Source organism: uncultured Croceicoccus sp., assembly GCF_947496385.1.
Taxonomy (GTDB): domain Bacteria; phylum Pseudomonadota; class Alphaproteobacteria; order Sphingomonadales; family Sphingomonadaceae; genus Croceicoccus.
In genome coordinates, this window is sequence record NZ_CANMCP010000004.1 from 74,341 (window position 1) to 88,623 (window position 14,283).

Annotated in this window: 16 protein-coding genes, 1 tRNA gene and 1 pseudogene; 10 read left to right on the plus strand and 8 right to left on the minus strand. The window is 66.5% G+C overall.

The window, feature by feature from the left end; genetic code table 11:
* The first annotated feature begins 81 nt into the window (after positions 1 to 81).
* The gene (gene dxs / locus Q0897_RS07965) at positions 82 to 2,004 is read left to right on the plus strand and encodes a 1-deoxy-D-xylulose-5-phosphate synthase (protein ID WP_299308734.1); all 1,923 of its coding nucleotides are present in this window, start codon (positions 82 to 84) and stop codon (positions 2,002 to 2,004) included.
* A 41-nt stretch (positions 2,005 to 2,045) separates the two neighbouring features.
* Here the strand turns inward: dxs and Q0897_RS07970 are convergent, their stop codons facing one another.
* Positions 2,046 to 2,726: an NnrU family protein gene (locus Q0897_RS07970; protein WP_299308735.1), complete on the minus strand. Its 681-nt coding sequence runs from the start codon at positions 2,724 to 2,726 to the stop codon at positions 2,046 to 2,048.
* A gap of 76 nt (positions 2,727 to 2,802) precedes the next feature.
* The gene (locus tag Q0897_RS07975) at positions 2,803 to 4,371 is read right to left on the minus strand and encodes an oligopeptide:H+ symporter (RefSeq protein ID WP_299308737.1); all 1,569 of its coding nucleotides are present in this window, start codon (positions 4,369 to 4,371) and stop codon (positions 2,803 to 2,805) included.
* Positions 4,372 to 4,621: 250 nt separating this feature from the next.
* Between Q0897_RS07975 and Q0897_RS07980 the strand changes: the two genes are divergently transcribed.
* From Q0897_RS07980 to Q0897_RS08000, 5 genes are all read left to right on the plus strand, one after another.
* Positions 4,622 to 4,966 carry a GntR family transcriptional regulator gene (locus tag Q0897_RS07980; RefSeq protein WP_299309091.1) on the plus strand — a complete coding sequence of 115 codons (345 nt, stop codon included), beginning with the start codon at positions 4,622 to 4,624 and terminating at the stop codon, positions 4,964 to 4,966.
* 165 nt (positions 4,967 to 5,131) lie between these two features.
* A complete protein-coding gene (locus Q0897_RS07985; protein ID WP_299308738.1) occupies positions 5,132 to 5,416 on the plus strand; it encodes an integration host factor subunit beta in 285 nt (94 codons plus the stop codon).
* Between the two features lie 148 nt (positions 5,417 to 5,564).
* Positions 5,565 to 5,649, plus strand: a tRNA-Leu gene (locus tag Q0897_RS07990).
* Between the two features lie 294 nt (positions 5,650 to 5,943).
* Positions 5,944 to 6,069: a hypothetical protein gene (locus Q0897_RS07995; protein ID WP_299308739.1), complete on the plus strand. Its 126-nt coding sequence runs from the start codon at positions 5,944 to 5,946 to the stop codon at positions 6,067 to 6,069.
* A gap of 18 nt (positions 6,070 to 6,087) precedes the next feature.
* On the plus strand, positions 6,088 to 6,432 hold the full coding sequence (locus Q0897_RS08000) for a PilZ domain-containing protein (protein WP_299308741.1): 345 nt from the start codon (positions 6,088 to 6,090) through the stop codon (positions 6,430 to 6,432).
* A 3-nt stretch (positions 6,433 to 6,435) separates the two neighbouring features.
* Here the strand turns inward: Q0897_RS08000 and Q0897_RS08005 are convergent, their stop codons facing one another.
* The 6 genes from Q0897_RS08005 to rpe form a co-directional block, all read right to left on the minus strand.
* The gene (locus tag Q0897_RS08005; protein ID WP_299308742.1) at positions 6,436 to 6,900 is read right to left on the minus strand and encodes a transcriptional repressor; all 465 of its coding nucleotides are present in this window, start codon (positions 6,898 to 6,900) and stop codon (positions 6,436 to 6,438) included.
* 46 nt (positions 6,901 to 6,946) lie between these two features.
* Positions 6,947 to 7,624, minus strand: coding sequence for a peptide-methionine (S)-S-oxide reductase MsrA (msrA, locus tag Q0897_RS08010; RefSeq protein WP_299309092.1), 678 nt, complete (start codon positions 7,622 to 7,624; stop codon positions 6,947 to 6,949).
* On the minus strand, positions 7,624 to 7,764 hold the full coding sequence (locus Q0897_RS08015; protein WP_299308744.1) for a hypothetical protein: 141 nt from the start codon (positions 7,762 to 7,764) through the stop codon (positions 7,624 to 7,626). The genes msrA and Q0897_RS08015 overlap by 1 nt, the downstream gene beginning before the upstream one ends.
* 67 nt (positions 7,765 to 7,831) lie before the next feature.
* Complete coding sequence (gene purH, locus Q0897_RS08020; protein ID WP_299308745.1) at positions 7,832 to 9,418, minus strand: bifunctional phosphoribosylaminoimidazolecarboxamide formyltransferase/IMP cyclohydrolase; 1,587 nt, start codon at positions 9,416 to 9,418, stop codon at positions 7,832 to 7,834.
* Between the two features lie 115 nt (positions 9,419 to 9,533).
* Complete coding sequence (locus Q0897_RS08025) at positions 9,534 to 11,432, minus strand: heparinase II/III family protein (RefSeq protein ID WP_299308747.1); 1,899 nt, start codon at positions 11,430 to 11,432, stop codon at positions 9,534 to 9,536.
* Complete coding sequence (rpe, locus tag Q0897_RS08030) at positions 11,425 to 12,087, minus strand: ribulose-phosphate 3-epimerase (RefSeq protein ID WP_202082501.1); 663 nt, start codon at positions 12,085 to 12,087, stop codon at positions 11,425 to 11,427. The genes Q0897_RS08025 and rpe overlap by 8 nt, the downstream gene beginning before the upstream one ends.
* 444 nt (positions 12,088 to 12,531) lie before the next feature.
* Here rpe and Q0897_RS08035 point away from each other — a divergent pair.
* From Q0897_RS08035 to Q0897_RS08050, 4 genes and pseudogenes are all read left to right on the plus strand, one after another.
* Positions 12,532 to 12,777 (plus strand): annotated as a pseudogene (locus Q0897_RS08035) (nucleotidyltransferase family protein); the annotation flags it as partial.
* Positions 12,778 to 12,886: 109 nt separating this feature from the next.
* Positions 12,887 to 13,543 (plus strand): nucleotidyltransferase family protein, encoded by a 657-nt coding sequence (locus Q0897_RS08040; RefSeq protein ID WP_299308752.1) that lies wholly within the window; start codon positions 12,887 to 12,889, stop codon positions 13,541 to 13,543.
* On the plus strand, positions 13,543 to 13,791 hold the full coding sequence (locus Q0897_RS08045) for a hypothetical protein (RefSeq protein ID WP_299308754.1): 249 nt from the start codon (positions 13,543 to 13,545) through the stop codon (positions 13,789 to 13,791). The genes Q0897_RS08040 and Q0897_RS08045 overlap by 1 nt, the downstream gene beginning before the upstream one ends.
* Positions 13,775 to 14,275, plus strand: a complete 501-nt coding sequence (locus Q0897_RS08050; RefSeq protein WP_299308756.1) for a DUF2141 domain-containing protein — start codon at positions 13,775 to 13,777, stop codon at positions 14,273 to 14,275. Before Q0897_RS08045 ends, Q0897_RS08050 begins: the two co-directional genes overlap by 17 nt.
* Positions 14,276 to 14,283 lie beyond the last annotated feature (8 nt).

The following is a 14,283-nucleotide window of genomic DNA, read 5'->3' on the forward strand; positions in this document are numbered from 1 at the left end:
CGGCGCGAAATTTGCAACCTTTGCCGCCGCCGATCCACTTACCCATTCGACAAGCGTGAATTGGCCGTATAGGACAGGGGGATGACTGCCGAACCGGCCACGCCTCTTCTCGATACCGTCGACACGCCTGCTGACCTGCGCAAGCTCAAGCCTGCGCAAATGCGCCAACTCGCCGATGAGCTGCGGAGCGAGATGATTGCCGCAGTGGGCCAGACCGGCGGGCATCTGGGCTCCGGGCTCGGCGTGGTCGAGCTTACCGCGGCGATCCATTATGTGTTCGACACGCCGCGCGACCGGCTGATCTTCGATGTCGGGCATCAGGCCTATCCGCACAAGATCCTGACCGGGCGCCGGGATCGCATCCGCACCCTGCGTCAGGGCGGCGGGTTGTCCGGATTTACCAAGCGCAGCGAGAGCGAATACGACCCGTTCGGCGCCGCGCATTCGAGCACGTCGATCTCCGCCGCGCTGGGCTTTGCCACCGCGAACAGGATTTCGGGCGCGCCGGGCAAGGCGATCGCCGTCATCGGCGATGGCGCGATGAGCGCGGGCATGGCCTACGAGGCGATGAACAATGCGGAGGCGGCGGGCAATCGCCTGGTCGTCATCCTCAACGACAATGACATGTCCATCGCACCACCCGTCGGCGGCTTGTCGAGCTATCTGGCCCGGCTGGTGTCGAGCGGGCGCTTCCTCGGCTTTCGCGAACTGGCGCGCCGGTTCGCGCGCAAATTGCCCCGCCCATTGCAGAACGCGGCGCGCAAGACCGACGAATACGCGCGCGGCATGGCGATGGGCGGCACATTGTTCGAGGAGCTGGGCTTCTATTACGTCGGGCCGATCGACGGGCACGACATGGACGCGCTCATCCCCGTGCTCGAAAACGTGCGCGACGCGGGCGAGGGGCCGTGCCTCGTCCATGTCGTCACGCAGAAGGGCAAGGGATACGGCCCGGCCGAAAAATCCGCCGACAAATACCACGGCGTGCAGAAATTCGACGTCGTCACCGGCGAACAGAAGAAATCCGCCGGCGGTCCGCCCAGCTATACCAACATCTTTGCCAAGGCGCTGATCGCCGAGGCGGAGAGCGACAACCGCATCTGCGCCATCACCGCCGCGATGCCGTCGGGCACCGGGCTGGACAAGTTCGCGGAGAAATTTCCCGAGCGCAGCTTTGACGTGGGCATCGCCGAGCAGCATGCGGTGACCTTCGCCGCGGGCCTCGCGGCGCAGGGGATGCGCCCGTTCTGCGCGATCTATTCGACCTTCCTGCAACGCGCCTACGACCAGGTCGTGCACGATGTCGCGATACAGAATCTGCCGGTGCGCTTTGCCATCGACCGGGCGGGACTCGTCGGGGCGGACGGGGCGACCCATGCGGGCAGCTTCGACGTGACCTATCTCGCCTCGCTCCCCAACATGGTGGTGATGGCCGCCGCGGACGAGGTCGAACTGACCCACATGGTTCACACCGCCGCGCAATATGACGACGGGCCGATCGCCTTTCGCTATCCGCGCGGTTCGGGCGTGGGGCTGGACCTGCCCGAGGTGCCGGAGCGGCTCGAAATCGGGAAGGGTCGCATCGTGCGCGAAGGGTCGAAGGTCGCGATCCTGTCGCTGGGCACCCGTCTCGGTGAAGCGCGCAAGGCGGCGGACGAGCTGGAAGCGAAGGGGCTTTCGACCACCATCGCCGACATGCGCTTTGCCAAGCCGCTGGACGAGGATCTCATCCGCAAGCTGATCGCCTCCCACGAAGTGGTCGTCACGGTCGAGGAAGGCAGCATTGGCGGGCTGGGCGCGCATGTGCTCACCATGGCGAGCGACGAGGGGCTGACCGATGGCGGGCTGAAGATCCGGACGATGCGCCTGCCCGACGCGTTCCTCGACCATGATGCGCCGGACAGGCAGTATGACATCGCCGGGCTGAACGCGCCGCAGATCGTCGACACGGTGCTGAAGGCGCTGCGCCACAACAGCGCCGGCATCGCGGAAGCCAGCGCGTAGGCGGCCCTCTCCCGCGTTAAAGCGAGAGCATTACGGCCGCCTCATAACCAGCGCCATAGCCCGGCGGGAATCCCGCCGATCGGCCCGTGCGCCCAGGTAATCGCGAGCCAGAGCACCGCCGCCCCCGCCCAGAACGGCCAGCGCACCGAACCCAGCCGCGATAGCCGGGGCCAGAAGGTCGTGCGCGCGCGCCAAGCCGCCCATGTCTTGCCCATGTGGCGCGCCTTGCGCCCGTCCTGAAGCGCGGAGCCGGCGAGGGCGAGAAACCCGAGTGCGCCCGCAAGGACAAGCGTGCGCGGATTGGGCGCGACCACGATATGCGCCGCGGCCCACAGGGCGATGCCCCACATCATCGGGTGGCGCGTGACGGCAAAGATGCCGGTCGCCTCGCGCGCCTGCGCCACGGCTTCCGCCTCCGGGTGCGGGAGGGCCGGATTGCGCACCACGCTGCCGAGGAGGAAGACCAGCGCCAGCAGCGTCAGGACGCTTCCCGCAAGCCAGCTCGCGATATGCCATCCGTCCCACAGCATCGGCGCGGCGGGCGCATGACGGAACGCGCGCACCATCCAGCCCAGCGTGACGAGCGCGATGAGCGAGTAGGCGATGGCAAAGCCGCGCTCCCCCAGCCACCCGGCCACAAGCGGGCGGAGCGGGCCGGAGAGCAGGATATGCGTGCCCACGAACACGATCGCGGCGGAGAGCAGGAGGGAAATATCGGTCATGGCCGGTCCTTGTAGCAAAACGCCCCCCGGCGCGCGGGGCGGCGGGGGGCGTCGTGTTACGGCATGGCGGCCGGGCCTAGCTGGGCCGGGTTTCGGGGTGAACCCCGGCGGCCTGCTGCTCGCCGACTTCGGCCTGACCCAGAAGGTCGTCGCCGACATTGTTATCGGCCAGCGTGTCGAGGTGCATCAGCTTCTTGATCAGCGGCGAAATCACCAGCACGACCACGCCGACGCCGATGGAGATCCAGCCGATCTGGCTGTAGACGCCCATCACCGTTTCGCGCGCCGCACCTTCGCCGCTCGCCGCCTCGGACCCGGTCGCCGCCGCGATCAGGCCGGCCACGAAATTGCCGGTCGCCGATGCGAAGAACCAGGTCCCCATGATGAGCGAGGCCATGTGCGCTGGGGCCAGCCGGTTCATCGCCGACAGACCGACCGGCGACAGGCAAAGCTCACCCGTGGTGTGCAGCAGGTAGATGAGGAAGATGAACAGGACCGGCACCAGTGCCGGCCCCGCCGCCGCCGCACCCGCGACCAGCACGAGGAAACCCGCGCCCAGCTGCAACAGCGCCAGGCCGAACTTCGCCGGGGCCGAAGGTTCGAGCCCCTTGCGCCCGAGCAGCGTCCACAGCCCTGCGAACACCGGGCCGAGCAGCACGATATAGATCGCGTTGATCGACTGGAACATGGAGGCCGGAACGCCGCCGCGATCGACATGGCGGTCGGTGAACAGGTTGAGCGAGGAGCCCGCCTGCTCGAACAGGGCCCAGAACAGGATCGACCCGATGATGAGGAACATCGCGGCAAAGATCCTTTCGCGGTCGTGCCGCTCCAGCTTCGTCACCGCCACGATCAGCACGTAGCCCACGAGGATGACGCCCGCCACCATGAGCAGCCAGCCGACCATTTCCTGATACTGGATCAGCGCCCACAGGACCGCGATGCCCGCGACCGAAACGGCGTAGATGGTGAGCTCGCGCGCCTTCGACAGGGCGATCGGCGGTTCGCCGCGGCCCAGCAGCAGGGGGCGGAAAATGGTGAACACGATGAGGCCGGCCAGCATGCCGACACCCGCCGCGCCAAAGCCATAGGCCCAGCCATAGGTCTGCCCGAGATAGCCGCAGAGCAGCGAACCGAACGCTGCGCCGAGGTTAATGCCGACGTAGAAGATCGTGTACGCGCCATCGCGGCGCACGTCGGTGCGGGGGTACAGCTGCCCCACCATGACCGAGATGTTCGCCTTCAGAAAGCCGGTGCCCATGATGATGAAGCTGAGCGCGAGCCAGAAGATGTTGATCGTCGCATCGTCCTGGCCGCCGGTCCCCTCGAATGCCATCAGGAAATGCCCGAAGGTCAGCAGCATCGCCCCGAACGCGGTCGCCTTGCGCTGCCCGATATATTTGTCGGCGAGATAGCCGCCCAGAACCGGGGTGATGTAGACGAGCGCGGTATAGGCGCCGTAGATGACGCCGGACTGGCTGTCGGAAAAGAGCCAGTGCTGGGTCAGGTAGAAAATGAGCAGGGCGCGCATTCCGTAATAGGAAAAACGCTCCCACATCTCGGCGAAGAACAGCACGAAAAGGCCTTTGGGATGGCCGAGAAACGTGCCGGCTGCGTCGCCGTCCTGCGCGTATTGGGTCGCCATGAGCGATCGATCCCCCGATTATATTTTCACAAGCGCGCGACCCTAAAGCATATTGCGTTGATGTGAAGCGCATTTGTTTCGTCCGAAACCGGGTTGATCGCGAAGCCGCAGCGCACGAAGCGTCACCTGCGCAATTGACCGACTCGCTGTGTTATGGCACTATACCACCATGCCCGATCGAGCCGCCACGACCGCAAACCGCCCCGCCGGTACCCGGTCCGTGGCGCCCTTGCCGGGTGCGGGGGCCGGCATGGCAAAGCCTGTTTACATGCGCCTGCGCGAAATCATCGCGGCCGCCATTATCGACGGGACGTTCTGCGAGGGGGAGATGCTGCCATCGGTGCGCGCTTTCGCCGCGGATCAGGGCGCCAACCCGCTCACCGTCGCCAAGGCCTATCAGCAGTTTCAGGACGACGGCCTGATCGAGGTGCAGCGCGGCATCGGTATTCGCGTGCTCGAAGGCGCGCGGCAACGGTTGAAGCAGGCCGAACGCCGTCAGTTCCTGAACACCGAATGGCCGGATATCGCCGCGCGGATGCGGTTGCTCGACATCGATATTGCGGATCTTACCGCATCCGACGCCTTTGCGGATTGATATTGCCGGATCTATGGAAGTAAGGGCATTTCTGTTCTAGGTAGAAATCCCTAGGAGCAGGACATTCAGGATCTTTCGATCCATTCGCCATGGTGGGGGGGCTCCACGTGCCATGACACAAATCGAATCTCGCGGGTCGCGCACAAACCATACCCAAGGAATACGATGATACGGTCCGAACTTGTTCAAGAACTAAGCGCCGAGAATCCGGAGCTTCGTCCCGACGAAGTCGATGCGATCGTGACCGTGTTCTTCGACGCCATCAGCGATCAGCTGGCCAAGGACGGGCGGGTCGAACTGCGCGGGTTCGGCGCCTTCTCCACGCGGCAGCGCGAGGGCCGCACGGGGCGCAATCCGCGCACCGGCGAAGCGGTGGACGTGCCGGCGAAGCGGGTCCCCTATTTCAAGCCGGGCAAGGAAATGCGCGAGCGTCTCAACGACGCCGATTGACGCGGGCCAGACCCCGGAATTGCCGTAGGGCGCGCGTGTTCCCGATGATCCGGCCTCGCCCGTTGTCCGCGAAAAGAGCCCGATACACGCATCCGAAGTCGCCGATTGCGGCGCGGCTGGCGGGCGGCTAACACGGGGCGCGCAGCGTGCGGGCGTGGCGGAATGGTAGACGCCGGGGACTTAAAATCCCCTGAGCTTTGCTCGTGCGGGTTCGAGTCCCGCCGCCCGCACCATGTGCATCCAGGACCCGGTTCCGGACCGATCTTTAGGATTTGCAAACGCCTCCTTAACCAATTCCCCTTACCCCCGATGGAGGATGGGTTTCGCTCTTCGGTGCGATGAGCCTGTCGACCGGGGCGCGAACAGGGGCAATGCGAAACCATGCAGCAGACGAACAGCTTTACCCGGCCCGCCCCCTTCGACGGCGGCGGGGACGGCCGGACCACGATCATCCGCTTTGCCAAGCTTGTTGGTGAGGGCGGCGAATTTCCCTGCGTCCTGCGCGAAGTGGGGAGGACCGGCTTCGGGTGCGGCTGTTCGGGCCCTTGCCGATGCGCGTATCGCCGATGGAACTGGCGTTCGGCGACGGGGAGACGATCGCCGTCATGCTGATCTGGCAACGCGGGACCGAAGCGGGGTTTCGCCTTTGCTAGCAGGCCGACCGGCAGAGGTTGCTGTGTCCGCAGGGGCCTTATGAAAAACGTGCGATCCGCGTCGCCGTCGCGGTTCCGAGCCATGTCCATGCGCTCAGCGGGACGCACGATGTTACCATCCGCAATCTCTCGCACGAGGGGGCCTGCATCCTATGCGCCGCCCATTTCGCGATCGATCAGCGGCTCAAACTCGCCATTCCCGAACTGGGCGATGTCGTCGCGACCGTACGCTGGAGCAAACAAAGGGAATATGGCCTCGCCTTCGTGGAGACTTTCCGTTTCGAGGCGATGGCGCGCGCCGTGCGCGTGATGCAACAACAGGCAGGCGGAGACGCGGGCGAAAATTACGGCGAAGACGCGTAGCGCCTAGTTACAGGCCGCGCAGGTCCCGCGCAGCTCGACAACCGGGCGCACATCGGAAAAACCCGCCTTGTCCGCCGCCTCGCGAAGCGAATGAGTCAGCCGGTCGTCATCGACATGCTCGGCCCGCCCGCAATGATCGCAGATCAGGAAGATGCAATCGTGCCGGCAACCGGGATGGCTGTTCACCAGATAGGCATTGGCGCTTTCAATCCGATTCGCCAGATTGGTTCGTACGAACAGGTCGAGAATGCGATACACGCTATTGGCCGCGACGCGCCGCCCCTCCGATGCGGAGAGTGTTTCCGCGATGTCGTAAGCCGATGCCGGCGCATCGCGATTCGCCAGCGCGTCGAACACCCGCGCGCGCATGTCGGTCCATTGTTCGCCCGCGTCGGTCAGCACGCCGCGCGCCTCGGTCACGAGGGCGGTTCCATGGTGTTCGACATGCGCGTGGGAGGAGCAGGACATGCCCTTCATATAGGTGGCCCGGCGCGCGCTGGCAAATGGGACGCCGTTATCCGGTGACGAAGCGCGCCCGGTAATCGTCGGGGTACATCGCCTTCAGATTGCGCACTTTCGGCGCATCCCACCGCACGATATAGCCGTGGCGCGGGTTCTTGAGCGCGAAATCCTGATGATAGGTTTCGGCCGGGTAGAAGGTCTGCATCCGTTCCAGACGCGTCACGATGGGACGGTCCCACAGCCCCGCCTCATCGAGCTGCGCGATATAGCCGCGGGCGATCTTGGCCTGGTGGCGGCTCGTCGGGACGATGGCGCTGCGATATTGCGGGCCGCGGTCGGGGCCCTGCCGGTTGAGAAGCGTCGGATCCGCCACCACCGAGAAATAGATGCGCAGCAATTCGTCGTAGCGCACGACGGATGGGTCATAGGTCACCTTGACCGCCTCGGCATGGCGCGTGCCGCCTGCGCTGACCGTGCGGTAATCTGCCTCGGCCTTCGTCCCGCCGTGATAGCCGGAGACCGCGCTTTTCACGCCGTTCACATGGCTGAACACCGCCTCCACGCCCCAGAAACAGCCGCCGGCAAAGATAGCCGTCTGCGTGCCGTGCTCGCTCGCCGGGGCGGTTGCGGCCGGGGCATTCACCGGTTCCTCCGCCGCCATCGCCGGGGTCATGCATGACGCCAGCACGGCGGCCGACATGCCGAGCGCGACATTGCGTGCCCAAGCCATCATGACGCCACCATCGCCGCGACGGGCGCAATGAAGGCATGGCCGTTGATGAAGGACAGCACGCCCGCGCCGAGGCCGAAGCCGAGCGCGAGGCGGGACACAAGGGCGGTATCGGACAGGGAAGGGTTTTCGGTTTTCATGGCGACCCTTATACACAGGTCGCCATGAGCGCGCGCTGAACGCCGTTCGTGCGCTAACCCCTTCGTATCAATGGCGAAAATGCCGCATCCCGGTGAATACCATGGCGAGGCCGGCCTCGTCCGCAGCGGCGATTACCTCGTCGTCGCGAATCGAGCCGCCGGGCTGAATCACCGCGGTGGCCCCAGCCTCCGACGCGGCGAGAAGCCCGTCGGCAAAGGGGAAGAACGCATCCGACGCCACCGCGCTGCCGACCGTCTTCGCCTCGGTCCAGCCGTAGGTTTCGGCGGCCTCGGCGGCTTTCATCGCGGCGATGCGCGCGCTGTCGCGGCGGTTCATCTGTCCCGCGCCGATGCCGGCGGTCTGCCCGTCCTTGGCATAGACGATGGCGTTCGACTTGACGTGCCGGGCGACCGTCCATGCGAACAGGCAATCCTTCAACTCCGCATCGGTCGGCGCGCGCTTCGTCACGACTTTCAGGTCGGCCGGGCTGATATGGGCGGCGTCGCGATCCTGCACCAGCAATCCGCCCGCGATCACGACCTGCGTCACGCCGGCGCGGCGCGCATCGGGCAGGCCGTCGGTGAGGAGCAGGCGCAGGTTCTTCTTTTTCGCGAACACGGCGCGGGCATCGTCATCGGCGCCGGGGGCCACGACCACCTCGGTAAAGATCTTCGCGATACGCTCCGCCGTCGCGCCGTCGAGCGGGCGATTGACCGCGACGATCCCGCCGAATGCCGAAACCGAATCGCACGCCAGCGCCCGTTCCCACGCCTCGGCCAGCGTATCGGCGGTGGCGACACCGCACGGGTTGGCATGCTTCACGATCACGACGGTCGGCGGGCCGCCCGCAAATTCCGCCACCAGTTCGAGCGCCGCATTGGCATCGTTGTAATTGTTGTAGGACAAGGCCTTGCCCTGCACCTGCTCGGCCTGCGGCAGGCCGGCGACATGCGGCCCCTCCGGCACATACAGCGCGGCCTTCTGATGCGGGTTTTCGCCATAGCGGAGCGAGGTGACGAGCCGGCTCGCCATCGCGCGGCGGGGGGGAAAGCGTTCCTCCTGATCGACATAGGCGAACCACTGGCTGATCGCGGCGTCATAGGCGGCGGTGGCGGCGAACGCCTTGGCCGCCATGCGCTTGCGGAACGACAGCTTCGTGCCGCCCGCATCGATCTGGTTCAGCAATTCATCGTAATCGGCAGGATCGGTGAGCATCGCGACATAGGCATGGTTCTTCGCCGCGGAACGCACCATCGACGGGCCGCCGATGTCGATATTCTCGATCACCGTGTCGCGGTCCGCCCCGCTCTTCACCGTTTCGGCAAAGGGGTAGAGATTGACGACGACGAGATCGATGGCGCCGATGCCGTGCTCTTCCATCGCGGCGGCATGGTCGGGATTGTCACGCACGGCGAGCAATCCGCCATGCACCATCGGGTGCAATGTCTTGACCCGCCCGTCCATCATTTCGGGAAAGCCGGTGATGTCGGACACGTCCTTCACGGTCAGTCCGGCCTCGCGCAGCGTGCGCGCGGTGCCGCCCGTCGACACCAGCTCCACCCCCCGCTCGGCAAGCGCCTGGCCAAGATCGGCGAGGCCCGTCTTGTCCGATACGGACAGGAGAGCACGGCGGACGGGGACGAGATCGGTCATGGGGCTTGCGGTTCCTCTGGCGTCGGGAGGGGGGTCACGGTGCGCCCATAAACCCCGCCGCCCACAGGTCAAGCACCCGGTCGCGCGGGGCGCGGCTTTGACCTGTGGGCCGCGTTCACTTCATCCGTTCAAAGCTCCAGCGGATCGCACCGCCCTTGCCATCGACGGTTTCGGACAGGACGAGCTGCTGCACGTTCTGTGGACGGCCCTCGGCATCGACCCAGAGGCTTTCCTCCACCGCAACCGGCACGTCCGGACTGTGAAAGCGCCAGAAGCTGCCGTCGGCCAGCGCCAATGTCATGCCCCCGCCGTGCAGCGCATGGTCGACCCCGACGCCGGGGCCGAGGTGAAAGCGGATGTCGAACGGGTGCGTGCCCTTGCGCGCGCGGCGGTTTTTCGGCGTCAGTATGTCGATGCCTTCGAACAGGAGCCCGGTCTTCGCCAGCGACAATTGCCGTTCGTGGACCAGCCCCCACCGCGCGAGATAGCCGTCGTGGATGCCGCACATCGCCTCGCCCGCCTCGGCGCGGTCGCGTTCGAGCTGCACCTCGCGCACGCCGGCGCCCATGGTGCCGTCCTCGCGCAGTTCGGTCGAATCGGCATCGTGAAGGACAAGCGTCGAATGCGCGGCGGTGGAGCGCAGCCCGTCGCGAATGCGCATCGGCACCGCTCCGCCCGCGACCGCAGCGCCGCCGCAATTGACGACGATACGCTGGTCACGGTGGCTGAATTCGATGGCGAGGGTGGAGGCGCAGGCCGCCGCCGTTTCCTGCCCATGCCCCGTCCGCCCGGCGGGCGGCGGCGCGCTGTCGAACTGCACCACGGCCTGTCCGGCGGCCATGCGCTGATACCCCCAGGGTCCGGCATCGCGCAGCGGCCGGTTGCGCAGGTTCGCGGCATTGAGCAGCTGTCCGATGCGGCCGGCCGCGACCGGGAGCGCGCCCTGCCAGCTGCCGAGCGAACCGTCGGCATGGGTGAGCGCGAGCAGCGCGCGCATCATCATGGTGAGGAACGCCTCCATCTGCGGCGGCGGTTCCATCCGGCACGCGCGATAGCAGGCCATCACGCGCAGCAGCAGGACGATCGTTTCCAGCTGATCGGTGGGGCGGCGCGACAGTCTGCCGCCATCCTCGCCCACCGCGTCGCCCAGCGCGGAAATCAACCCCGCCTCGGCATAAAGCCGGCGCGGCTTGCCTTCGGGCAGGAGCAGGCCCGCCGCGGTCAGCCCGGCCCAGGCGGGAATGGCATCGGCCGCAGGCAGCGAGCGGCCCGTCTGCCGGTCGAGCCACGACGCCGTCGCCGCGACATGGCGCAGCAGGCTGGCGCGGAACATCTTGTCCCCGCCCGACAGCAGCAGCGGCGCATGCACGAGCCAGTTCATCAGCCGGTGCCCCGTATCCGCCACGCCCCATGCCGGCGTTTCGCCGATTTCGTGATGGACCAGCAGCCAGCGGCGCAGGATCTCCTCCGCCACCTCGGTAATGCGGTCGCGCGGGCCCGCCGCCTCCAGGTCGGGCAACCACGCGAAACGATGGACGTAGGACGCGGCCAGCGGCGTCAACGTGCGCCCGGTAAACCCGTCGATGGCAACGCGCTTGCCCGCGACGAGGAAATGCCCGGCACGAAGCGCCATGCCCGCGGCGCGTTCGCCCGGCACCGGTTCCGCCACCGTGGCGAGCAGGCGCAGCCGCGCGGGTTTACGAAACGGGTGGGTCAGCGTGCGGGCCGACACCCCCTGCGCATAGGCGAAACGGATGGCCCGGTCGATCGCGCCGAGCTGCGGCGGACGCAGATCGGGCAGCGCCGGTTCCCCCCGCATGTCGCGCGGCGCGGCCTGCGCCGGGGCATGCTCGGTATCGTGGGGCGCGAAATGGGCGGGTGCGCGTTCGTCCTGCGTCACGCGCGCGGCCCGTGGGTCGGGGCGCCGGTCCGCTCCGCCGGACAGCGACGGACGATCCTCACCCGCGGTGCGCACCGGATCGTTGGGGTCGCCACCGGTCCACACCTTACCCATGATTCTTGAGCGCCGCGATATTCGCCGCGTAGTGATCGGCCCCGCCCTTGAAAGTGGCGGACCCGGCGACGAGCACGTCCGCGCCGGCATCGACGCATTGGCGCGCGGTTTCGGCATTGACGCCGCCGTCAACCTCCAGCCTGATGTCGCGGCCCGATTTATCAATCATGCGGCGCACCGCCTCGATCTTCTTCAATTGCGAGGCGATGAAGCTCTGCCCCCCGAATCCGGGATTAACGCTCATCACCAGGACGAGGTCGATCTCGTCGATGAGATAGTCGAGCATTTTCGCCGGCGTCGCGGGATTGAGCGAAATGCCCGCTTTCTTGTCCAGCGCCTTGATCGCCTGCACCGTGCGGTGGGTGTGCGGCCCGGCTTCGGGATGGACGGTGATGATGTCGGCGCCGGCCTCGGCAAACGCTTCGAGATAGGCGTCCACCGGACTGATCATCAGATGCACGTCGAAGGGTTTGTCGCTGTGCGGGCGCAACGCCTTTACCACGGCGGGCCCGATGGTGATGTTGGGCACGAAATGCCCGTCCATCACGTCAACATGGATCCAGTCGGCACCGGCGGCGTCGATGGCGCGCACCTCCTCGCCCAGGCGGGCGAAATCGGCGGACAGAATCGACGGAGAAATCAAGGGAATCGGCATGGCCTGCCCTTACTCCCCCACCGCCGAAACGCACAAGCGGGATCGTCGCGTTTTGAACACGGTTCGCGCCGCGTGCAGGGCGTCCGGTCGCAGCGCATCGCCGAACCCGTCCCTTGCCTCATGTCCCGCTTGCCTCGTGCCGCCGGGACGGATAGCGCATCGGCCATGGCAGGATCGGGTTCGCAAGGTCGGGGACAGCGCGCCGCCGCGCTGATGCGGCGGGAGACGCGCGTTTGCCGCGGCCCCGTCCCCGACGCCATCGGCGGCGAGCGCGTCGCGGACGGGCAATGGGTGCTGATCGGGGAGGAGTTCCTGCTCCGCGCGGGCGGCTGCACGATCTATTACCGCACGGGCCACGGCATTCGAGTCGATGTCGCGACCGCCGACGCCGAGCGCAGGCTCGACCTCTATCTTTCGGGCACCACCCATGCGGCGGTCGCGTGCATGAACGGGCTGTATCCGGTGCATGCCTCCGCCGTCGTGGTCGGCGCGCTGACCGCGAAGGCGGCGATCGTGCGGCTGGCAAGCGGCTTTGCCGACGCGGGCGTGCCGATGGTGGCGCTGAAAGGTGCGCAGCTCGCCTTCTTCGACTATCCGAACGAGGCTCTGCGCCCGATGCGCGATGTCGACATACTGGTCGCGCCCGACGACCTGCCGGCGGCATTGTCGGTCATGGGCGCGCTGGGCTGCGTCATTCCCGACGATCGGGACGCGGCCATCGCGCGCGCTGCGGGAAAAACGTGTCGATCCCATCTATTTCCCCGCCTTCGACCGCCATATCGAACTGCACCACCGCATCATGGAGCCGCAAAAGCCGCGCGGCCCCTTCGTGCCCCATATCGCGACCGAGAACATTCTCGCCGAGGCGCGGACCCGGATGATGAGCGGGCAGGCGGTCCGCTACCCCAGCGCGCAGCACATGCTCGCCCATCAGGTCGTGCATGCCGCCTATAATCATCGTTTCGATTGCGGTCCGCTTGCCCTGTCGGATATCGCGATGCTCTGCCGGGACAGCACGATCGACTGGGCCGAATTCACCGCCCGTGCGCAGGAGGCCGGCTACGAATCCGGCGCGATGCTCGTTCTTGCGCTGGCCGAACGCTATTTCGGAACAATTCCGGGCAGAGATGCCGCCGCCACCGTGCCGGACGACGTGATGGCATGGGGCGAGAACCTGATCCTTCAGGATTTCGAAACGCGCGATCAGGTGAAGCTCGCGGTCGAGGCGGCGCACGGCGGCGGCATGGTTTCGACCATGTTCGAACGGTTGAGCGCCGGTTTCGCGGAGCCTGCTCCCGAAGGGCGGCTGTGCTGGCTCGGCAATCGCGCGATCCGCACCATCGCGCAGGCCAGCACCTCGCGCGCCCGGTCCGAGGCGCAGGCCGGCGGCGATCTCGCGCGGTGGCTTTCCGATAGCGACGAAAATGGCGAAAAGGCGAGCCGCCCCGATCCTTGATGACCGACATCACCGGGCCGGTCTTGCGCAGCCGCGCGGGGCCACCCAAATTCAGGACCTATTCACCGTGTAACCGCCATTACGGCAACAAGGATCGAGCCGTCTTCGAACACGGCCATGCGATCCATTGCGTTTCTGCCTTTCGAAAAACCTTGCGTCGCGCAGGGTCGCAGCCCAGCTTTTGCCGACGCATCATGGAATCAGGACTGACCGGACATTATGACCGAGACGATGAAAACCAAGTTTAGCCAATGGGGCAAGGCAGCCGTGGCCGCGGCGGCCGTCGGTGTCGGCGGCCTCGCGCTGGGCGCCGCACCGGCCCATGCCGCCCCCGCCGGATGCAACGGCGATACCAGCGGGAAAAGCTGGATCTATGTCGAGGTGGCGGGCGTCAAGAATTCGAACGGCTATGTCACGCTGACGCTGTATGACGACGATCGGAGCAAGTTTCTGGCAAGTGGCGGGTCGCGCGATGTCGAACGCATCCCGGCGCAGGCGGGCACGACGAAGGCCTGTCTCAAGCTGCCCTCGAACGGGGTGTGGGCGATCGCGGTCTATCACGACGAGAACGCGAACCGGAAAATCGACCGCAGCACGTTCGGCCTGCCAACCGAAGGGTTCGGCTTTACAAATAATCCCAGCACGGTGGCCGGTCTGCCCGCCTTCCGCTCGGTACGGCTGAACGTGGCCAAGCCGGGGCTCGCGACGCGCATCAACATGCGCTACCCGTGATGGACGGC